18 protein-coding genes and 2 riboswitches are annotated in these 20,381 nt (G+C 75.3%); of the genes, 8 read left to right on the top strand and 10 right to left on the bottom strand.

Annotated elements, in window-relative coordinates; translation table 11 throughout:
• Nucleotides 1-62 precede the first annotated feature (62 nt).
• The 4 genes from ABKW28_RS03510 to ABKW28_RS03495 all read left to right on the top strand — a co-directional run bounded on the left by ABKW28_RS03510 (nt 63) and on the right by ABKW28_RS03495 (nt 3,401).
• On the top strand, nt 63-902 hold the full coding sequence (locus ABKW28_RS03510; protein WP_348606407.1) for an EamA family transporter: 840 nt from the start codon (nt 63-65) through the stop codon (nt 900-902).
• Nucleotides 903-1,023: 121 nt separating this feature from the next.
• On the top strand, nt 1,024-1,257 hold the full coding sequence (locus ABKW28_RS03505) for a hypothetical protein (RefSeq protein ID WP_348606405.1): 234 nt from the start codon (nt 1,024-1,026) through the stop codon (nt 1,255-1,257).
• A gap of 42 nt (nt 1,258-1,299) precedes the next feature.
• The gene (locus ABKW28_RS03500) at nt 1,300-2,211 is read left to right on the top strand and encodes an alpha/beta hydrolase (protein WP_348606403.1); all 912 of its coding nucleotides are present in this window, start codon (nt 1,300-1,302) and stop codon (nt 2,209-2,211) included.
• Nucleotides 2,208-3,401: a PQQ-dependent sugar dehydrogenase gene (locus ABKW28_RS03495; RefSeq protein WP_348606401.1), complete on the top strand. Its 1,194-nt coding sequence runs from the start codon at nt 2,208-2,210 to the stop codon at nt 3,399-3,401. Before ABKW28_RS03500 ends, ABKW28_RS03495 begins: the two co-directional genes overlap by 4 nt.
• Here the strand turns inward: ABKW28_RS03495 and ABKW28_RS03490 are convergent.
• The 9 genes from ABKW28_RS03490 to gatC form a co-directional block, all read right to left on the bottom strand.
• Nucleotides 3,385-4,236 (bottom strand): ECF transporter S component, encoded by an 852-nt coding sequence (locus tag ABKW28_RS03490; protein WP_348606399.1) that lies wholly within the window; start codon nt 4,234-4,236, stop codon nt 3,385-3,387. The genes ABKW28_RS03495 and ABKW28_RS03490 overlap by 17 nt on opposite strands.
• Nucleotides 4,233-5,843 carry an ATP-binding cassette domain-containing protein gene (locus ABKW28_RS03485; protein ID WP_348606397.1) on the bottom strand — a complete coding sequence of 537 codons (1,611 nt, stop codon included), beginning with the start codon at nt 5,841-5,843 and terminating at the stop codon, nt 4,233-4,235. Before ABKW28_RS03485 ends, ABKW28_RS03490 begins: the two co-directional genes overlap by 4 nt.
• Complete coding sequence (locus ABKW28_RS03480; protein ID WP_348606395.1) at nt 5,840-6,994, bottom strand: energy-coupling factor transporter transmembrane component T; 1,155 nt, start codon at nt 6,992-6,994, stop codon at nt 5,840-5,842. Before ABKW28_RS03480 ends, ABKW28_RS03485 begins: the two co-directional genes overlap by 4 nt.
• A complete protein-coding gene (locus tag ABKW28_RS03475; RefSeq protein WP_348606393.1) occupies nt 6,991-8,127 on the bottom strand; it encodes a hypothetical protein in 1,137 nt (378 codons plus the stop codon). The genes ABKW28_RS03480 and ABKW28_RS03475 overlap by 4 nt, the downstream gene beginning before the upstream one ends.
• Nucleotides 8,128-8,220: 93 nt before the next feature.
• Nucleotides 8,221-8,291: riboswitch (cobalamin riboswitch) on the bottom strand.
• 70 nt (nt 8,292-8,361) lie between these two features.
• Nucleotides 8,362-8,847 carry a hypothetical protein gene (locus ABKW28_RS03470; protein WP_348606391.1) on the bottom strand — a complete coding sequence of 162 codons (486 nt, stop codon included), beginning with the start codon at nt 8,845-8,847 and terminating at the stop codon, nt 8,362-8,364.
• Between the two features lie 349 nt (nt 8,848-9,196).
• Nucleotides 9,197-10,288, bottom strand: a complete 1,092-nt coding sequence (locus ABKW28_RS03465) for a hypothetical protein (RefSeq protein WP_348606389.1) — start codon at nt 10,286-10,288, stop codon at nt 9,197-9,199.
• A gap of 96 nt (nt 10,289-10,384) precedes the next feature.
• A riboswitch (cobalamin riboswitch) is annotated at nt 10,385-10,457 on the bottom strand.
• A 71-nt stretch (nt 10,458-10,528) separates the two neighbouring features.
• Nucleotides 10,529-12,028 carry an Asp-tRNA(Asn)/Glu-tRNA(Gln) amidotransferase subunit GatB gene (gene gatB, locus ABKW28_RS03460; protein WP_348606388.1) on the bottom strand — a complete coding sequence of 500 codons (1,500 nt, stop codon included), beginning with the start codon at nt 12,026-12,028 and terminating at the stop codon, nt 10,529-10,531.
• Nucleotides 12,025-13,515 (bottom strand): Asp-tRNA(Asn)/Glu-tRNA(Gln) amidotransferase subunit GatA, encoded by a 1,491-nt coding sequence (gene gatA / locus ABKW28_RS03455; protein ID WP_348606458.1) that lies wholly within the window; start codon nt 13,513-13,515, stop codon nt 12,025-12,027. Before gatA ends, gatB begins: the two co-directional genes overlap by 4 nt.
• A 32-nt stretch (nt 13,516-13,547) precedes the next feature.
• Nucleotides 13,548-13,847, bottom strand: a complete 300-nt coding sequence (gene gatC / locus ABKW28_RS03450) for an Asp-tRNA(Asn)/Glu-tRNA(Gln) amidotransferase subunit GatC (protein WP_179615867.1) — start codon at nt 13,845-13,847, stop codon at nt 13,548-13,550.
• A 139-nt stretch (nt 13,848-13,986) separates the two neighbouring features.
• On the opposite strand from gatC, the gene ABKW28_RS03445 reads away from it, so the two are divergent.
• From ABKW28_RS03445 to wrbA, 3 genes are all read left to right on the top strand, one after another.
• Nucleotides 13,987-15,345, top strand: a complete 1,359-nt coding sequence (locus tag ABKW28_RS03445) for a PP2C family protein-serine/threonine phosphatase (protein WP_348606386.1) — start codon at nt 13,987-13,989, stop codon at nt 15,343-15,345.
• Entirely contained in the window at nt 15,342-16,334 is a 993-nt protein-coding gene (locus ABKW28_RS03440) for a B12-binding domain-containing protein (protein WP_348606384.1), read from the top strand. The genes ABKW28_RS03445 and ABKW28_RS03440 overlap by 4 nt, the downstream gene beginning before the upstream one ends.
• A 96-nt stretch (nt 16,335-16,430) precedes the next feature.
• Nucleotides 16,431-17,024: an NAD(P)H:quinone oxidoreductase gene (gene wrbA, locus ABKW28_RS03435; RefSeq protein ID WP_348606382.1), complete on the top strand. Its 594-nt coding sequence runs from the start codon at nt 16,431-16,433 to the stop codon at nt 17,022-17,024.
• A gap of 23 nt (nt 17,025-17,047) precedes the next feature.
• Here the strand turns inward: wrbA and ligA are convergent, their stop codons facing one another.
• Nucleotides 17,048-19,153 carry an NAD-dependent DNA ligase LigA gene (ligA, locus tag ABKW28_RS03430; RefSeq protein ID WP_348606380.1) on the bottom strand — a complete coding sequence of 702 codons (2,106 nt, stop codon included), beginning with the start codon at nt 19,151-19,153 and terminating at the stop codon, nt 17,048-17,050.
• Between the two features lie 228 nt (nt 19,154-19,381).
• Between ligA and ABKW28_RS03425 the strand changes: the two genes are divergently transcribed.
• The gene (locus tag ABKW28_RS03425) at nt 19,382-20,362 is read left to right on the top strand and encodes a hypothetical protein (RefSeq protein WP_348606378.1); all 981 of its coding nucleotides are present in this window, start codon (nt 19,382-19,384) and stop codon (nt 20,360-20,362) included.
• Nucleotides 20,363-20,381: the final 19 nt, after the last annotated feature.

The following is a 20,381-nucleotide window of genomic DNA, read 5'->3' as shown; positions in this document are numbered from 1 at the left end:
CGGCCCACCCGTACATTGACCGCGTGGTCGGCCGGAACTCATCGTCGCCCCTCACGCGGGCCGTGTCACCGGTCTGGCTGGTGCTCATCGGGATCGCCTCGGTGCAGCTGGGCGCCAGCGTCGCGAAGTCGATCTTCGACGAGATCGGCCCCACCACCATGGTCTGGCTGCGGCTGGCCTCGAGCGTGCTGGTCCTCGCGCTGGTGGTGCGCCCGCGGCTGCGTGGACGCAGCCGCCGCGACTGGGCCGTGGTCGTGGCCTTCGGGCTGAGCCTGGGGCTGATGAACTGGGCGATCTACCAGTCCTTCGCGAGGATCCCGCTCGGGGTCGCGGTCACCATCGAGTTCGTCGGCCCGCTGAGCCTGGCCGTGCTGGGCTCCCGGCGCGCCCGCGACCTGGTGTGGGTGGGCCTGGCCGGGGTCGGGGTGGCGCTGCTGGGCCTCGACGGCGCCGACGTGAACTGGGCCGGGGTCGGGTTCGCGCTGCTGGCCGGCGCCGCGTGGGCGGCCTACATCCTGCTCAGTGCCGAGACCGGGCGGCACTGGCAGGGCGTCGACGGCCTGGTGCTGGCCAGCGCGGTGGCCGCCCTGCTGCTGTTGCCGTTCGCGGTCGGGGTCGGCGGCAACGACCTGCTCGACCCCCGGGTGCTGCTCATCGGCGCCGCCGTGGGCCTGCTGTCGTCGGTGATCCCCTACAGCTGCGAGCTGGTGGCGCTGCGCAGCCTGCGACCGGCCGTGTTCGGCATCCTGATGAGCCTCGAGCCGGCGGCCGCCGCCCTCGCCGGCATCGTCGTGCTGGGCGAGCTGCTCGGCCCGGTGCAGTACGCCGCCGTCGCGTGCGTGGTGCTGGCCAGCATCGGCGCCACCCGCAGCCGACGGCCCGCGGTGCCGGTCGTCGACTGAGCCCGCTCCGCAACCCCGCCCTGACCTGCCTGTTCACGCTCCGGTGACGGCGCGGACTCCCCAGCGACGCCGGGGCGTCCTAGATTCGGCGGCGTCCTCGACACCCCGCTTGGAGCCCCCCATGTCCCTGGCACGCCGCGCCGTCCTGCCCGTCCTGGGCCTGGCCGGGGCCGCCCGGCGCTGGCCGGTCGTCTCCCACCAGCGAGCCCAGCACAACGCCATGCTCGCCAGCACCGAGGCGGCCCGGCGGCGGGTGGAGCGCCACGAGGTCGAGCACTACCTCGAGGAGCTCGCGGTCGCCCGCGGCCACGAGCGGCCGCACCCGCCGCTCCAGCCGCGTGCCCACCACGTCTGATCCGCCACACCACCGTCTCGCCGGTGCGGCACAATCGGCGCCATGTCGACCACCCGGGCCCGCACCTCGACCCCCGCGCTCGCCTTCGACGAGGTGCTCTCCGACGACGGGACGCGCCTGCGCGCCTGGACCAACGACCCGGAGGGGGTGATCGACGGCCCCACGGTGGTGCTGTGCAACGGCCTCGGCACCAACGCCTACGCCTGGCCGGCGCTGCTCGACCCGCGCTGCGGGGTCCGGGTCGTCTCGTGGAACCACCGCGGCGTCGGCGGCTCCGAGCGGCCCCGCGACCGCTCGCACTGCCGCATCGAGGACGTCGTCGACGACGGGCTGTCGGTGATGGACCACTTCGGGATCGACCGCGCGGTGCTGATGGGCTGGTCGATGGGTGTGAACACGATGTTCGAGCTCGCGCTGCGCCACCCCGAGCGGGTCAGCGGACTCTTCGCGGTCGCCGGGGTCCCTGGCGACACCTTCGCCACCATGCTGGCACCCCTGCGGGTGCCGCGCCCGCTCGCGCGGCTGCTCACCGTCAACGCGGCCCGGGCGGCCAAGCAGGCGGGCTGCCTGCTGAGCCCGGTCGCGAGCCGGCTGCCGGTCGGCCCGCTGACGATCGCGGCGCTGAGCCACAGCGGGTTCATGCTGCCGGTGCGCGATCCCGAGATGGCGGCCCTAGCGGTGCGCGAGTTCCTCTCGACCCCGCTCGACTGGTACTTCCACCTGGCGCTGCGCACCTCGGAGCACGCCCGGGTCTCGCTGCGCCACCTGACGGTGCCGGTCACCTTCGTCGCCGGCACCTACGACCTGCTCGCCGGCGCCCGCGACATGGCCAGCGCCGCCGCGCGGGTCCCGGGGGCGACCTACCACGAGCTGCCGGGCACCCACTTCCTCTCCCTGGAGCACCCCGACGAGGTGCACCGCCTGCTGCTCGAGCTCCTCGAGCGCGTCGCATGAGGCGCCACCCCGCCCTCGCCCTGGTGGGCGGGCTGCTGGGCACCCTGGTGCTCGGCGGCTGCCTCGACGAGGGCAACAGCACCGACGTACGGATCCTGGAGACGACCCCCGACGCCACCCCCCTGCCGGCCACCCCCACGCCCAGTGCGACCACCAGTCCGACCGCCAGTCCGCCCGCGCCCTCGCAGGCGCCCGGGGCCACGCTGACCCCGGGCGACCGGGAGCCCCGGCTCCTCGGCACCGTGGCCACCGGGCTGTCGGTGCCCTGGGGCCTGGACTTCCTGCCCGACGGCGACGCCGTGGTCACCGAGCGCGACAGCGGGCGGGTGCTGCTGCTGCGCGGCGAGCAGCACCGCGTGGTGGTGGCGGGCACCGTCGAGGAGCGGGTGGCCCAGGGCGAGGCCGGCCTGCTCGGCGTGGCGGTCTCCCCCGACTTCGACGACGACCGTCTGCTCTACCTCTACGTCAGCACCGCGGAGGACAACCGGGTGGTGCGGGCGCGGCTCGAGGGCGCGCGGCTCGGCGCGACCGAGCCGGTGCTCACCGGCATCCCCAACGGCTTCATCCACGATGGCGGCCGGCTGCTCTTCGGCCCCGACGGCCACCTCTACGTCTCCACCGGCGACGCCGGCGAGCCCTCCCGGGCACCCGACCCCGACAGCCTCGGCGGCAAGATCCTGCGGATCACCACCGACGGCGAGCCGGCCCCCGGCAACCCGCGCCCCGACAGCCCCGTCTTCTCCTCGGGGCACCGCAACGTGCAGGGCCTGGCGTTCGTCGGCGACCAGCTGTGGGCCTCGGAGTTCGGCGACAGCACCGCCGACGAGCTCAACCGCATCGACGGCGGGCAGGACCACGGCTGGCCGGCCGTCGAGGGCGTCGGCGACCAGCAGCGCTACGTCGACCCGCAGGTCACCTGGGGCACCGGCGAGGCGTCGCCGTCGGGCCTGGCGCTGGCCGGCGGTCACCTGTGGCTCGGCGCGCTGCAGGGCGAGCGGCTGTGGCGCGTGGAGGTCGGCCCCGACGGCCGCCGGGCCGGCGAGGCGACGGCGTACCTGGTCGGCGAGCACGGCCGGATGCGCAGCGTCGCGCAGGCCCCCGACGGGTCCCTGTGGGTGACGACCAGCAACCGCGACGGCCGCGGCGACCCGGGCCCCGGGGACGACAAGATCCTCAGGATCCGTCCCTGACCCCCGCCACGACGCCGGTCACCGTCGCCCGGCGCGCGGCGCGGCGCAGGACGGCGAGGATCGAGGGGCCGAGCAGCACGATCGCGGCCGTGTTCGTGACCGCGCGCAGGGTGTCCCAGCCACCGGTCGAGGTCAGCAGCGTGTAGACCGCGAAGCGCTGCAGGTTCTCGACCACGGGCGCCCCCGCCACGTAGCTGAGGTCGCCCTCGTGGCCCGGCACCGCGACGCCCAGGATGAAGGGCCACCCGGACAGGTTCATCAGCGCGCCGAAGAGGTAGGCGGCCGCGATCCCGTAGACCACGAGCATCGCGATCTCGCCGCGCCCGCGAGGACGGCGCGGCAGCAGGCCCGCGAACATGCCCACCCAGGCGGCCACCAGCATCTGGTAGGGCAGCCACGGGCCGACGCCGGCGGTGACCAGCGCCGAGGCGAACAGGCTGGTGCAGCCCAGCACGAAGCCGAAGCCCGGACCGAAGACGCGTCCGCCCAGCACGAGCAGGAAGAAGACCAGCTCCACCCCGGCGATGCCCGGGGAGATGGCGCGCGCCAGCGCGTTGACGGCGCTGAGCACCCCCAGGACGGCCAGCACCCGCGCGTCGAGACCACCCTCGCTCACCTCGGCCAGCACGACGGCCACGACGATGGGCAGCAGCGCCAGGAAGAGGAAGGGCGGGTCGACCCGGGTGCCCTCGGGCACCCGCAGCAGCAGCGGCCAGACCAGCATCATCAGGCCTGCGAGCGAGGCCAGCGCCAGCACGAGCGCGGAGCGTCGACCGAGCGGCACGGCGTCGACCCGGCCGGGGCGCTCGGGGTGCTGCGTGGCGGGGGCGCTCACACCGGCTCCAGGGCCGCGACGACCTCGTCGACGCGCAGCCACGGTGCACCCAGGACCTTGGTGACCTGGGGGGCGAAGGCGGGCGACTCGACGACGACCCGGCGCGCCGGCCCCGAGGAGACCACCTCGCCCTCGGCCATCACGACCGCGTCGTCGGCCGCCTGCGCCACGAACTCCACGTCGTGGGTGGCCACCAGCACCGCGTGGCCCTCGCCCGCCAGGGCGCGCAGCGTGCGCGCCAGCTCGGCCTTGGCGGCGTAGTCGAGGCCGCGGGTGGGCTCGTCGAGCAGCACCACCCCCGGGCGCGCGGCGAGCACCAGGGCCAGCGCCAGCGCCAGGCGCTGGCCCTCCGACAGGTCGCGGGGATGGGCCGCGTCGCCGATGCCGGGCACCAGGCGGTCGAGCAGCTCGCGGCAGGCTCCCGGGGAGCCGTCGGGGTCACCGGCGGCGAGCTCCTCGGCGACTGTCTCGAGGTAGAGCAGGTCGGCGGCGTTCTGCGGCAGCAGGCCGACCAGCGCACGGCGCTGCCCGGAGGGCACCGCCGCCGGGTCGGTGCCGGCGGCCGTGACCGTGCCGGCCGACCGACGACCGGTCCCCTGGAGCGCCCACAGCAGCGACGACTTGCCGGCTCCGTTGCGGCCCATCAGCGCGGTGACCCGACCGGGCGGCAGCACCAGGTCGACCTCGCGCACCGCCACCTTGGTGCCGTGGCTGACGGTGAGGCCACGCGCGAGCAGCCCCTGGCCCGCAGGGCTGACGACGGGGGCGGGGTCCTCGGGCGGACGGGCCAGGCGCTGCTGCAGGGGGCGGGCCGCACGTCGGGCCTCGCGCACGCTCAGCGGCAGCGGCGACCAGCCGGCGGCGCGGCCGAGCTCGACGATGGGCGGGGCGACCGGCGAGGTGCGCAGCAGCTCGGCCGGCGGGCCGACCAGGAGCCGGCCGTCGCCGGGCAGCAGGCACATGGCGTCGGCGAACGGCACCACCCGCTCGAGCCGGTGCTCGGCCAGGAGCACCGAGACCCCGAGGTCGTGCACGAGCCGGGTCAAGGTGGCCAGCACCTCCTCGGCGGCGGTGGGGTCGAGCGCCGAGGTGGGCTCGTCGAGCACCAGCAGCCGCGGGTGCATGGTCAGCACCGAGCCGATGGCCACCCGCTGCTGCTGCCCGCCCGAGAGGGTGCGCAGGTCGCGAGCGCGCAGCTCGGCGATCCCGAGCAGGTCGAGGGTCTCCTCGACGCGGCGGCGCATCGTCTCGGCCGGCAGCCCCAGCTGCTCCATGCCGTAGGCCAGCTCCTCCTCGACGGTGTCGGTGACGAAGCCCCGGGCCGGGTCCTGGCCGACGTAGCCGATGGCGTGGGCGCGCTCACGCGGCGGGCGGTGCACGATGCTCTCGCCGTCGAGCAGCACGTCACCCTCGAGGTGGCCGCCCGAGAAGCGCGGCACGAGGCCGGTGACGATCCCGAGCAGGGTCGACTTGCCGACGCCGGTGGGCCCGGAGACCACGACGAGCTCGCCCTCCTCGACCACCAGGTCGACCGAGCCGAGGACGCGCCGGGCCTCGGTGCCGGGCCCCGGCTCGTAGGAGAACCCGACGCCGCGCAGCTCCATCATGCGAGGGCCCCCCGCCTGGCCGGCGGCGCCACCAGGCCACCGGCACCGGCCACCAGGGCGGCCGCCAGCGCTGCCGCGCTCACGGTCGGCACGGCGTCCAACGGCGGGTGCGCGAGCGCGACCTGGGCCTGGGCGATCCAGAGACCCAGGGCACCGGCCCCCACGCCCGAGACGGCGACGACCAGGTCGGGCCAGCGCCAGCGGTCGGCCCGGTAGCGGGTGCGCTGGACCCGTCGCCCGGCCGTGGCCAGCCCGGCCACCGCGAGCAGCACCCCCAGCCCCAGCATGGGCAGGGCCAGCACCCGCGGCGCCGTGGTGTCGAGCAGCGCGTAGGTGCCCACGCAGACGCCGACGAGCCCGGCGACCATCAGCGCGCCGGTGAGCAGCCGGGCCCCCCGGCCCTGGTCGGGCAGCCGGCCGTAGCCGCGGGCGTCCATGCCGGCCGCCATCGCCAGCGAGCGGTCGAGGGCGTCCTCGAGCACCGGCACCAGGGAGCGGCGCAGCAGCCCGATGCGACCCTCCGCGCCCGCGCGCAGGCCCTGGGCCGCGCGCACCCGGCGCACCGAGTCGGCCAGCTGGGGCAGCACCGTCACCGCCACCACCAGCGCCGTGCCGATCTCGTAGAGCGCGGGCGGCACCGAGCGCAGCAGCCGCTTGGGGTTGGCCAGCGAGTTCGCGGCGCCGACGCACACGACGATGGTGGCCAGCCGCATGCCGTCGTAGAGGCCCGCCAGGAGGGCCTGGGAGGTCAGCGGCCCGAGCAGGGCGATGCCCGCGGCCACGTCGGGCAGCGGGACCTCGGGCAGGTCGAGCAGCACCGGCCCGCCGGCGTACCCGCCGCCGAGCAGGATGCGGAAGAGCACCCGGACGACCACGATGGCCGCACCGAGCCACAGGTAGAGCCGGAAGGAGCGTGCCCAGGGCTGGTCGGAGCGGCGGGACGAGACGACCAGGGCGGCGACCCCGACCAGGAGCAGCAGGCTCAGGGGGTTCGTGGTGCCCGAGGCCGCGGCGGCCAGGCCGATGGCCCAGACCCACCAGGCCACCGGGTGCAGGTCGCGCGGCAGCCGGGCGTTGCCGCCGGCGGGACGCCGGGCGGGAGGTTCCGCGACCGGGCTCTCGGTGCCGCTCGCGGGCGTCAGGACGCTCACGGCGACCCCGCGTCGCAGCGCTCGGCCTGCAGGTGCTCGAGCGCGGGGGCGGCCTGGGCGGTGGCGCGGCGCCACTGGTCGCGCTCGGGCACGGCGATGCGCCCGCTCGGCGGCAGCGAGGCGAGGGCCTCCTGCGAGTAGGCGACGGCGCCCGCCTCGCGCTCCCCCTCGGCCACCTGGACCGCCGCCAGCCACCGGGCTGCCCGTGCGGCCTCCTCGCAGGCGCCGAGCCGGCCCAGCACCCAGCCGGCCAGGCCGGTGGAGTTGGAGCTCGAGACCGGATCTCCGGCGCCCGGCTCGGCGACGAGGCTGCCGTCGGCGTCCTGCTGCTCGACGAGCCATCCCTGCGCGCGCTGCAGCGCCTCCCGGACCTCGGCCGGAGGCTCCTCCAGCTCCAGCAGCGCCAGCACGACGAGCGCCGTCGCGTCGGTGTCGGGAGCGCTGCGCCCCTCGGGGTCGCCGCCGTCGCAGGACTGGTCGCGGGCGGTCGCGTCCTCGGTGAGCAGCAGCCGGAACCAGCCGCCTGCGCACTGCTGGTCGAGCAGGTACGCCGTCACGGGCGCGGCGGCCGGCGAGCCGACCGCCTCGAGGGCGTGGGCGCCGAACGCCTGGCCGATGGTGTTGGCGACGTCGGCACCCGGGGCGCTGTCCTGCAGCCTCCCGGCGGAGACCGGCCGGGTGCTGACCAGGCCCTCGAGCCGCTCCACCAGGTCGGTGCCGCCGAAGGAGGTGGGCTTCCCGCCGGACAGGACGGCGAAGGACGCCAGCTTGGCCACCGCGCCGGAGTAGAGACCCTCGGTGCCGCCGGTGGTGTACTCCTCGACCGATCCCTCGAGGGCTCCCGCGACCTGCTGCACGACCGGCTCGTGCCCGCCGAGCGCGCGCAGCGCCAGGGCCACGTCGATGCCCAGGCCGTGGTCGTCGAAGTCGTACTGCTCGTTGCGCACGACGCCGTCGTCGACCTGGGCGGCGAGCCAGTCGGCGGCGAGCGCCGCCTCGGCCGGCTGCTCGACCTCGGGCTCTCGGGGCTCGGCCTGCTGCTCGTCCTGCTCGCCGGCGCCGCAGGCGGTCAGGGCCAGCAGGGTCGCGACCAGGACGGTGGCCAGGGCGGTGCCTGGGTGTCGGCTCCTCACGGGGCTCCCCTCCGCTGCACGCGGCGGCGACCCGGTGGAGCGGGGGCGACACCGCTGCGGTCCTCGACAGCGTGTGATCGGTGCGCGGCACGCGGGTGCTCCGGCTCGCCGCCTGCCGGCGGCCTACGGTTGCGGGTCAGCGCCGGACTTCGACCGGCTTCCCCCGACGTGCGCGGGTGTGTGGTTGGTGCTGGGAGCATACCGCCGCCGGGGCCCGACGGCGGCATGCGTTCCTCAGCCCCTGCGGCGACGGCGTACGACGGCGAGGCCGGCCAGGCCCGCGCCCAGCAGGACCAGCACCGCCGGGGCGACCCAGACCGGGAGCCCGGCGGGGTCGTCGACGGGCGCGGCGGTCGGCTCGGTGCCGTCGAGGTCGACGACGGTGTCCTGGTCGTCGGTCTCCGTCTCGGTCTCGTCGTCGGCGCCCTCGGCGCCCTGACCGGCGCGGTCGGCCTTCTCCTGCTTCCCCGACTTCCGGCGGTCCTTCTCGGCGCCCCCGGTCGTGTCGGCCTTCCCGGTCCCCGCCTGCTGCGTGGGGCCGCCCTCGGGTGCCTCCTCGCCAGCGCCGGGGCCGGGGCCTTCGGCGGGGCGGTGCCGGGCTGCACCTGGCCGGACTGGTCGTCCCAGGCGAAGCCGACCGAGCCTCCCTCGGGGATCTTCAGCTGGTCGACGCCGAGGCTGGCATAGCTCCACGAGCCCGACGAGCCGTCGGACCACCACAGCGACCAGTAGGCCTCGGAGGGCGAGGCGTTGAGGCACGGGTCGCTCGCCGGCACCTGCTGCACCCGGCAGACGAAGCCCGGCTGGTTGCGCGCCCGGGTCAGCTCGACCCCCGCGGCCGCCAGGACGGTGGCGGCGCTGCTGCCGCCCTTGCCGCTGACGCACCCGGTCTGCTGTCCCCCGCCGAGGCCCTTGAAGTCGACGACGACCGAGACACCCGCGCCGCCGCAGGTGGCGGCGGTGGCTGCGGGCGCGCCGACCACGAGCCCCGCCGTCGCCACGCCGAGCGCGACGACGACGGAGCCCAGCACCGAGCCCATGACCGACAAGGTACGGGCGGGGCGCAGGCTCACGCCTTGCACTCGACCTTGCGCAGGTTCTCCAGCGCGGGCGCGGCCTGGGCGGTGGCGCGGTGCCACTGGTCGCGGGTGTCGACGCCGATGCCCTGCTTCTTGCCCTGCAGGAATGCGGCGCGGTCGTAGGCGATGGCGCCCTTCTCGACGCCCAGCGCCTTGTCGCGACCGCCGGCCTGCTGCTTCTTGACCCACTGCGCGGCCTGCTGCGCCTTGCCGCAGAGACCCGCGTCGCCCAGCGCCCACCCGGCCAGGCCGGTGCTGTTGGAGTTCACCCCGGCGTCGGGGCCGCCGTCGAAGGCGCCGCCGTCGCTCTGCTGGGCGACCAGCCACGCGGTGGCGTCGTCGATCGCGGCGGCGACCTCGGCCGAGGGGTCCGCGACCTCGAGCAGGTTGAGCACCACCAGCGAGGTCACGTCGGCGCCCTGGCCGGGCTCGCCGGGGGCCGCGTCGCAGCCCTGCTCGGCGGCGTCGGCGGCGGCGAAGGAGAGCCGGAAGTAGCCGGCCTCGCACTGCTGCTGCAGCAGGTACGACGTCACCGGCGCGGCCTGCTCGGAGCCCACCGCGTGCAGCGCCTGCACGGCGAAGGACTGGCCGATGCTGTTGGCGAAGTCGCCGTAGTCGGAGCGGTCCTGCAGGCGGCCCTCGGAGGGCGCGTCCGTGGAGACCAGGCCCTCGAGGCGCTCCACCAGGTCGACCCCACCGAAGTCGGCGGGGTCGCCGCCGGTACGGACCACGAAGGAGGCCAGCTTGGCCGTGGCACCGGAGTAGGCGCCATCCGGCTCACCGCCGGTGGTGTAGCTGTCGACGGCCTCGGCGAGGGCCGCGGAGATCTTCGAGACCTTGCGGGCCTTGAGCCCCTGGGCTCGCAGGGCGAGACCGGTGTCGATGCTCAGGCCGTAGTCGTTGAACTCGTACTGCTCGTTGACGGCGACGCCGCCGTCGAGCTGGCCGGCCAGCCAGCCGGCCGCGGCCCGCTGCTTGTCGGCCGGTCCGGCGACGGCGGGCGTGGCGGTGGCCACGACGGCCAGGGTGGTGGCGGCGGCGCCGGCGACGAGCGCCGCACCGCGGGTGAGCGGGTGCTTCACGGGGTTCCCCTCCGCTGCAGGCAGCGGCGACGACCCCGCACGGCGGGGACGACACCGCTGCGGTCCTCGACAGCGTGTGATCGGTACGCGCCGCGCGGGTGCTCCGGCTCACCACCCTGGGGCGGTCTACGGTTGCGGGTCAGCGCCGGACTTCGACCGGCTTCCCCCTGCGTGGGCGTGCATGTGTAGTTGGTGAGCGGAGCGTACCGCCGCCGGGGCCCGGCGGCGGCACCACGTCCGTCAGGCGAGCTTCTCGAGCACCAGCTCGCGCACCCGGGCGGCGTCGGCCTGCCCGCGCATCTGCTTCATCACCGCGCCGATGAGGGCACCGGCGGCGGCGTGCTTGCCGTCGCGGATCTTGTCGGCGACGTCGGGGTTGGCCGCGATCGCCTCGTCGACGGCGGCGTTGAGCGCACCCTCGTCGGAGACGATGGCCAGCCCGCGGGAGGCGACGATCTCGTCGGGCGTGCCCTCGCCGGCGAGCAGGCCGTCGAAGACCTGGCGTGCCAGCTTGTCGTTGAGCGAGCCCTCGTCGACCAGCGCCTGCACGCGGGCCACGTCGAGCGGCGTGACGCCGAGGTCGGCGATCTCGGTGCCGGAGTCGTTGGCGCGGCGCGCCATCTCGCCCAGCCACCACTTGCGCGCGGCCTGCGGGGGGCAGCCGGCCGCCACGGTCGCCTCGACGAGCCCGAAGGCGCCGGCACCGACCGTGTCGCGCATCTCCATGTCGGAGAAGCCCCAGTCGGCCTGGAGCCGGGCGCGCTTCTGCGTCGGGTTCTCCGGCAGCGTGGCCCGCAGCTCCTCGACCCACTCGCGGGTCGGCGCGACCGGCACCAGGTCGGGCTCGGGGAAGTAGCGGTAGTCGTCGGCGTCGGACTTCTCGCGACCGCTGGTGGTCACGCCGGTGTCCTCGTGCCAGTGCCGCGTCTCCTGCAGGATCGAGCCGCCCGAGCCCAGGATGCCGGCGTGGCGCTGCATCTCGAAGCGCACCGCCCGCTCCACCGAGCGGAAGGAGTTGACGTTCTTGGTCTCGGTGCGGGTGCCGAGCACCCCGCTGCCCTTCGGGGCCAGCGACAGGTTGACGTCGGCGCGCAGGTTGCCCTGGTCCATCCGGGCCTCGGAGACGCCGAGCGCGACGATGAGCTCACGGAGCTGCTGCACGTAGGCGCGCGCCACCGCCGGCGCCTTCTCCCCCATGCCCGTGATCGGCTTGGTGACGATCTCGATCAGCGGGATGCCGGCGCGGTTGTAGTCGACCAGCGAGTAGTCGGCGCCGTGGATGCGCCCGGTGGCGCCACCCACGTGCAGCGACTTGCCGGTGTCCTCCTCCATGTGCGCACGCTCGATCTCGACCCGGAAGGTCTCGCCCTCGACCTCGACGTCCATCCAGCCCTCGAACGCGATCGGCTCGTCGTACTGGCTGGTCTGGAAGTTCTTCGGCATGTCGGGGTAGAAGTAGTTCTTGCGCGCGAAGCGGCACCACTCGGCGATCTCGCAGTTGAGGGCCAGGCCGATGCGGATCGCCGACTCGACCGCCACCCGGTTGACCGCCGGCATCGCGCCGGGCAGGCCCAGGCAGGTCGGGCACACCTGGGTGTTCGGCTCGGCGCCGAAGCCGGTGGGGCAGCCGCAGAACATCTTCGTGGCCGTGTTGAGCTCGACGTGCACCTCGAGGCCCAGCGCGGGGTCGTAGGCGGCGAGCACGTCGTCGAAGGGCACGAGGGTCTCGGTGGCGCTCATCGGGCCGCTCCTTCCAGGGTGGGGGCCTTGTCGAGCAGCGGGCCGCCCCACTGCGCCTCGAGGGCCGCCTCGAGCGCCGCGCCGACCCGGTAGAGCCGGTCGTCGGCCAGCGCCGGGGCCAGCACCTGGAAGCCGGTGGGCAGCCCGTCCTCCTCGGCCAGCCCGCTGGGCACCGAGATGCCCGGCACGCCGGCGAGGTTGGCGGGGATCGTCGCGAGGTCGTTGAGGTACATCGCGAGCGGGTCGTCGAGCTTCTCGCCGAGCTTGAAGGCGGTGGTCGGCGCGGTCGGGCTGACCAGCACGTCGACCTTCTCGAAGGCCGCCTCGAAGTCGCGCGAGATCAGGGTGCGCACCCGCTGCGCGGTGCCGTAGTAGGCGTCGTAGTAGCCGCTCGAGAGGGCGTAGGTGCCCAGGATGATGCGGCGCTTGACCTCGTCGCCGAAGCCGGCGTCGCGGGTCGCGCGCATGACCTCCTCCGCCGACGGCGACTCGACGCCCTCGGGCAGCACCCGCAGGCCGTAGCGCATCGCGTCGAACTTGGCGAGGTTGGAGGACGCCTCGCAGGGCATCACCAGGTAGTAGGTGGCCAGCGCGTGCACGAAGTGCGGGCACGAGACCTCCACGACCTCGGCGCCGGCCTGGGTCAGCAGCTCCAGGGACTCCTGGAAGCGGGCCAGGACCCCGGCCTGGTAGCCCTCGCCCGAGAGCTCGGTGATGACGCCGACCTTGAGGCCCGACAGGTCCCCGGCCGCGCCCTGGCGGGCCGCCTCGACCAGCGGCGGCAGCGGCTGGTCGACCGAGGTGGAGTCGAGCGGGTCGTGCCCGCCGATGATCTCGTGCAGCAGCGCCGCGTCGAGCACGGTGCGCGTCACCGGGCCCACCTGGTCGAGCGAGTTGGCCATCGCGACCAGCCCGTAGCGCGAGACGCCGCCGTAGGTCGGCTTGACGCCCACGGTGCCGGTGACCGCGCCGGGCTGGCGGATCGAGCCGCCGGTGTCGGTGCCCAGCGCCAGCGGCGCCTGGAAGGAGGCCACGGCCGCGGCCGAGCCGCCGCCGGAGCCGCCGGGGATCCGCTCGAGGTCCCAGGGGTTGTGCGTGGGGCCGTAGGCGGAGTGCTCGGTGGAGGAGCCCATCGCGAACTCGTCCATGTTGGTCTTGCCCAGGATCGGCAGGCCGGCGGCCTTGAGGCGCGCGACGACCGTGGCGTCGTACGGCGGCAGCCAGCCCTCGAGGATCTTGGAGCCGCAGGTCGTCGGCAGCCCGGTGGTGGCCAGCACGTCCTTGACCGCCACGGGGACCCCGTCGAGCGCGGAGGCGGGGGTGCCGGCGGCGCGGCGGGCGTCGGACTCGGCGGCCTGCGCCAGCGCGCCCTCGGCGTCGACGTGGAGGTAGGCGTGCACGAGGCCGTCGACGGCGGCGATCGCGTCGAGGGCGGCGCGGGTCAGCTCGACGGAGGTGGTCTCACCGGCCGCCAGGGCGCGCGCCATCTCGTCGGCGCTGGCGCGGCCCAGGTCGGCGCTCACTGCTCGTCCCCCAGGATCCGCGGCACCATGAAGCGCTGCTCCTCTGAGGCCGGGGCGCCGGCGAGGGCCTCCTCGGCGCTCAGGCCGGGCCTGACGACGTCCTCGCGGAAGACGTTCGTCAGCGGCAGCGGGTGCGAGGTCGGCGGCACGTCGGCGCCGGCCACCTCGCTGATCGAGGCGACCGACTCGAGGATGACCGACAGCTGGGGTGCCAGGTGGTCGAGCTCGTCGTCGGACAGGTCGATCCGGGCCAGGGTCGCCAGGTGGGCGACCTCGTCACGGGTGATCTCGGGCATGGGCGCCATCCTAGGAGGCGCCGCGGCGACCACCCGACCGGGTGGGTCGGCCCGAGAAGGCCCGCTTCACGACATCCTTCCTTAGGCTGGGCCCCGGCAGCACCCTGGCTGGAGACCTGGCACGGCACCTGGAGGCACGATGACGGCGACGACGCGCGAGCGCCCGGCGCGCCTGCTGGCCGACTCCCGCTCCGCCGAGCCCCGTGCCCGACTGGCCCAGGCGGTCAGCCGGGCCGACTTCCTGCTGCGCCTCTCGCGCAACGTCTCGGCCGTGCAGAACCCCGACCGCGGCCTCGAGGCGCTCGTCGAGCTGCTGCTCGACGAGGTCGTCGACGTCGCCCAGGTCGTGGTCCGCTCCGGCCCCCACCACCTGGTCTGCAGCGGCACCCACCTCGACGAGCCAACCACCGTGCGCCGGCCGCTGGCCGACCCGCTGCCGCGCGACACCGCGGCGACGATGGAGACCGGGCTCGGCGCCGAGGTCGTGCTCCCGCGCAGCGGCCCGGGGCGAGGTGAGGCGCTGCGCTCGGTGGTCGTCGACGACGACCTCGCCGCCCGCCTCGAGCTCAGCGAGGTCGAGCTGCTGGCGGTGCTGCCGCTGTCCGCGCGCGGACGCACGCTCGGCTCCCTGGTCGTGGGCCGTGACCGGGGCAGCGACTTCTCCGGCTCGCAGGCGTTCCTGGCCGACCTCACCGAGCGGATCGGCGTCGGCCTCGACGCCACCCTGCTCGTCGCCGAGAGCCGCTACGTCGCCGACGTGCTGCGCCGCTCGCTCGCCCCCGGCCGGGTGCCCGAGGTCCCCGGCCTGCAGATCGCCACCCACGTGCGCGTGGCCCACGAGTCCCAGGCCGTCGGCGGCGACTTCTTCGACGTGCTCCACGACCCCGAGCACCCCGACGACCTGGTGCTGCTGTGCGGCGACGTGACGGGCAAGGGCGTCGAGGCCGCGGTGCACGCGCGCCGCATCCGCAACGCCGTGCGCACCACGTCGCTGGTGCACGACTCCCCCGGCGCCGTGCTCGCGCTGACCAACAGGGTGCTGGTGCTCGAGGCCGACCAGGACGACGAGTTCAGCGAGCGGCTCGCCACCGCCGTCTGCGGCCGGTTGAGCCGCGACGGCGACGAGCTGGGCGTGACGCTGGCCGGCGCCGGGCACCCCGACGCCCTGCTGCTGCGCGCCGACGGCCGGGTCGAGGCGATGCCCGGCGAGGGCGTGGCCCTGGGCCTGCTGCCGGGCGCCGAGTTCCCCGAGACGACCGCCTCGATGCACCCCGGCGACACGCTGGTGCTCTACACCGACGGGGTCACCGAGGCCCGCGGCGCCGACGACCTCTTCGGCCAGGAGCGCCTCGAGGCCACGCTGGCCACGGTCGCCGGCATGCCCGCCACCGCGGTCGTGGAGGCGGTGGCGCTGGCCGTCTCCGACCACCTCGGCGAGCGCGCCCACGACGACATCGCGCTCGTGGTGCTGCACCGCGAGCCCGTGGTCGGCGCGTGAGCGCCCCGGTCACCGAGTCGGCCGCGCCGCACCGCGACGACTACTGGGCCGCGGTCTCGGCCGGCGACGCCGCCGGCGCGCACGCGGTGGCGGCCCGCGCGCTGGCCGACGGCACCGACGTCGAGACCTTCCTGCAGGAGGTCGTCGTCGAGGCGCAGCGTCGCGTGGGCGAGCTGTGGGCCACCAACGACTGGAGCGTGGCCCAGGAGCACGCGGCCACCGCCGTCTCCGAGGCGGTGGTGCGCCGGCTCGCCGACACCCTGCCCGTCGGCTCCGGTCCCCTGCTGCTGGTCGGCTGCGCCGAGCGGGAGTGGCACGCCATGCCCGCCCTGGTGCTGACCACCACCCTGCGCGCCCGGGGGCTCGACGCGGTGCACACCGGTGCCTCCACCTCGCGCGACGAGCTCGTCTCCGCCATCCTCGACCGAGGCCCCCGCGCGGTGCTGCTCAGCGCCTCGCTGTCCTCGTCGCTGCCCCGGCTGCGCCGCCAGGTCGAGGCGGTGCGCGGCACCGGCACGCCCGTGGTCGTCGGTGGGCGGGCGTTCACGGGCGGCGAGCGGTGGCGCACGCTCGGCGCGACGGCGTACGCCGCGTCGCCGGCGCACGCGGTGGCGGTGCTGGCCGACCTGCCGCGCCACGTCGGCCCCGCCGTCCCGCTGGCGCACCCGGGCGCGACCGAGTCGCGCACCCTGCAGGCCGCCGCCGACCGGGTCGTGCGCGACGTGCTGGCGGCCCTCGACCTGGGCGACCTGGCGCTGCCGCCCGACGACTGGCGGGTGGTGCTGGCCACGCACACCTCCCACGTCGTCGACTCGGTGGCCAGCGCGCTGCTCTGCGACGACGCCTCGGTGCTCGTCGAGGCCCGCGCCTGGCTGGGCGAGGTCGTCACCGGTCGCGGCGGCGACCCCGCCGCGGTGGGCAGGCTGTGGGGGGCGCTGGCCCACGAGCTGCGCGACTTCCCGGCCGCCCTGGCGATGCTGCGCGCCTGACGGGGTCCGGGGCGCCCACCCGTGGGGGTGGACTGGGGCGACCTACCGTTGAAATTGAAGAGTGAATCATTCCTCGACCTCATCGGGAGTCTCCGCATGACCAAGATCGCGATCGTCTACTACTCCTCCTACGGCAGCGTGCACGCGCTCGCCGAGCGCGCCGCCCAGACCGCCGAGAAGGCCGGCGCCGAGGTGCGGCTGCGCCACGTCGCCGAGACCGCGCCCAAGGAGGTCTGGTCCTCGGTCGAGGGCTGGGCCGCGCACCGCGCCGAGGTCGAGGACCGTCCGGTCGCCGAGCCCGGCGACCTGGCGTGGGCCGACGTCGTGCTGCTCGGCTCCGGCACCCGCTACGGCAGCGTCACCAGCCAGCTGCAGTCCTTCATCGACACCCTCGGCCCGCTGTGGGCCGAGGGCAAGCTGGCCGACAAGGTCTACGCCGGCTTCACCGCGAGCCAGACCGCCCACGGCGGCCAGGAGACGACGCTGCTCTCGATGCTGACCACCTTCGTGCACCTCGGCGGCATCATCGTGCCCCCGGGCTACACCGACCCGGTCAAGTTCACCGACGGCAACCCCTACGGCGTCGGCAAGGTCACCGGGGCCTCCGCCGAGCTCACCGACGACGACCACGCGTCGATGGACCACCTCGTCGAGCGGGTGCTGCGCATCGGCGCCAAGATCGCGGCCTGAGCCACCGGCCTCCCGGTGGCCGCTCAGGCCTCCGGGGGGCCCTGCTCCAGCAGTGCCTTGAACCCGTCCTCGTCGAGGACCGGCACGCCGAGCTGCTCGGCCCTGTCGGCCTTCGAGCCGGCGTTGTCGCCGACGACGACGAAGTCGGTCTTCTTCGAGACCGACCCCGCGGCCTTCCCGCCGCGCAGCAGCACCGCCTCCTTCGCCGAGTCGCGGCTGAAGTCGACCAGCGAGCCGGTGACCACGATGGTCAGGCCCTCGAGGGTGCGCGGCACCGACTCGTCGCGCTCGTCGGCCATGCTGACGCCGGCCGCCTCCCAGGCCTCCACGATGCGGCGGTGCCACGCGACGTCGAACCACTCGATGACCGCGGTCGCGATCGTGGGCCCCACTCCCTCGGCGGCGGCCAGCTCGTCCTCCCCCGCGTCGCGGATGCGCTGCATCGACCCGAACTCCTGGGCCAGCGCGCGGGCGGCCGTCGGGCCCACGTGGCGGATCGACAGCGCCACCAGCACCCGCCACAGCGGCACCTGCCTGGCCCGGTCGAGGTGGTCGAGCAACCGCTGGCCGTTGGCCGAGAGCACCCGGCCACCGGTGGCCCGGTCGGTCTCGGTGCGCTTGGCGGCGCGGGTGAAGAGCTCGGTGCGCAGCAGGTGCTGCTCGGTCAGGGCGAACACGTCGCCCTCGTTGGTGATCACGCCGGCGTCGAGCAGCGCCGAGGCCGCCTCGTAGCCCAGGCCCTCGATGTCGAAGGCCCCGCGTCCGGCGACGTGGAAGACCCGCTCGCGGACCTGGGCGGGGCACTGCTCGTGGTTGGGGCAGCGCAGGTCCTTGTCACCCTCCTTCTGCTCGGCGAGCTCGGTGCCGCAGGCCGGGCAGTGCGTCGGCATCACCCAGGGCTCCAGGCCCTCGGGCCGCAGCGCCAGCACCGGGCCGAGGATCTCGGGGATCACGTCGCCGGCCTTGCGCAGGATCACGGTGTCGCCGGGGCGCACGTCCTTGCGGCGCACCTCGTGGGCGTTGTGCAGGGTGGCGTTCTCGACGGTCGAGCCGGCCACCCGGGTGGGCACCATGACGCCGTACGGCGTGACGCGGCCGGTGCGCCCGACGTTGACGCGGATGTCGAGCAGCTCAGCGTTGACCTCCTCGGGCGGGTACTTGAAGGCGATCGCCCAGCGTGGCGCGCGGCTGGTGGAGCCCAGGCGGCGCTGGTCGCTGACCGCGTCGACCTTGACCACCACGCCGTCGATCTCGTGCTCCACGTCGTGGCGGTGCTCCCCGTGGTGGGCGATGAGCTCCTCCACCTCGGCGAGGGTGCCCAGGACCGTGGCCCGCTCGCTGGTGGGCAGCCCCCAGGCCTGCAGCGCGCGGTAGGCCTCGGACTGCGAGAGGGGCTCGAAGCCACGGCGTGCGCCGACGCCGTGGCAGACCATGCCCAGGGCGCGGGTCGCGGTGACGCGGGGGTCCTTCTGGCGCAGCGAGCCGGCGGCGGCGTTGCGGGGGTTGGCGAAGACCGGCTTGCCGGCCTCGGTCATCGCCTCGTTGAGCCGCTCGAAGGCGGCCACCGGCAAGAACACCTCGCCGCGCACCTCCACCAGCTCGGGCACCGGGAACTCGTCGGTGCCGGTGAGGCGGTGCGGGATGGTGTCGATGGTCTTGACGTTGGGCGTCACGTCCTCGCCGGTGCGGCCGTCGCCGCGGGTCAGGGCCCGCACCAGCCGGCCCTGCTCGTAGAGCAGGTTGATGGCCAGCCCGTCGACCTTCAGCTCGCACAGCAGCGCCGGGTCGTCGACGCCGTCGCGGCGCAGCCGCTCGTGCCAGGCCGCCAGCTCCTCGTAGGAGAAGGCGTTGTCGAGGCTCTGCATCGGCTCGAGGTGGTCGACGGCGGTGAACAGCGTCGACACCGCTCCCCCGACCTGCTGGGTCGGCGAGTCGGGCGTGCGCAGCTCGGGGTACGCCTCCTCGAGCTCCTCCAGGCGCCGCATCCGGGCGTCGAAGTCGGCGTCGTCGATCGTCGGGCTGTCCAGCACGTAGTAGCGCCAGCGCGCGTCGTTGATCTCCTCCGCCAGGCGGCGGTGCTCCTCGCGGGCCTCGTCTCCGGGCGGGGTGGGGTCGCTCATGGGGGACATCCTGCCCGGTGCCGGGGACACCCTCGGGGTGCGGCTGGGGCGTGCGGTGGGGCGTGCGGTTTCCCCGGGTGCCCGGGGAAACCGATCCAGTGACCCCGCAGGCACCCCGGGGGGCTCCTCCGGGGTGCCTGGGTGGTCACTCGACTCCGGCCAGAGACCCTCTGCGGGTTCTCCACAGGCCGTCGGCACGCCCGGTTGGGGCCCGCGTCCGGCGGGCAGGCCCAGCAGGTGCCTGCCGACTTCACCCTCCAGCTCCCGGTCCCCCGCGACCTGGTCGTGCCGCGACCGGTCGACCCCCGTGGTCGGCAGGGCCCGACCCGGGGACAGGCCCGCGGGCCGCAGTGGCGACGCTGCGCGCCCGGCCTCTACGTGCCGGCCGCGACCGTGACGACGGTGGAGCAGCGGGTCCTGGAGCAGTCCGCGCGCCTCGAGACAGGAGCGGTGACCGGGTGGGCGGCGCTGCGCTGGTGGGGCGCCGCGTTCTTCGACGGCCTGGCGCCCGACGGGCGTACGCCGCTGCCGGTGCCGCTGCTCGCGGGCACCGACCGGCTGCGTCCCGGGGCGGGCGTGGTGGTGCAGCGCGCGCGGGTCGCGCCCGCCGACGTGGTGCTGCGCGGCGGCGTACGCGTGGTGGGAGCGCAGCGGGCGCTGCTCGACGAGGCCCGTCGCCACGTCCCCGCCCCCGGCACCGGTCTCGACGCGTGGGAGGAGGCGCTCGACGAGGCGGCGGTCTCGCTGAGCATGGCCTTCGGCGCCCGGGTCGGCTCGGCCGACGGGCTGCGCGACTGGCTCGAGCCGCGGCGCGGGGTGCGGCACAAGGGCTTCGTGCTGGCGGCGCTGGCCCGCAGCGTCGACGACGCCCGCTCGCCCATGGAGGTGCGGCTGCTGCGACGTTGGCTGCGCGAGAGCGAGCTCGCGGTGCCGTTGCGCAACCCCGTGGTCCGCGACCTCGACGGGGCGTTCGTCGGCATGCCCGACCTGCTCGACGTGGAGCTGGGCCTGGTGGGCGAGTTCGACGGCGAGGTGCACCGCAGCCGGGCCAGGCACACCGCCGACGCGCGGCGGCACGCGGCGTTCCGGGCCGTGGGCCTGGAGTACGTCGAGTTCGTGGGCACCGACCTGCGCACCCCGGGCCTGGTGGGGCGCCGGCTGCGGGAGGCAGCAGGCCGGTGCCGGCCCGAGCTGCACCGGTTCGTGGTGGTCCAGTGACCCACCAGGCACCTCCGGA

It is taken from the genome of Nocardioides sp. 31GB23 (assembly GCF_040012395.1).
In the GTDB taxonomy this organism is placed as follows: domain Bacteria; phylum Actinomycetota; class Actinomycetes; order Propionibacteriales; family Nocardioidaceae; genus Nocardioides; species Nocardioides salarius.
Note: the sequence above shows the minus strand (reverse complement) of the source record. Positions and strands in the feature narration are given on the sequence as shown.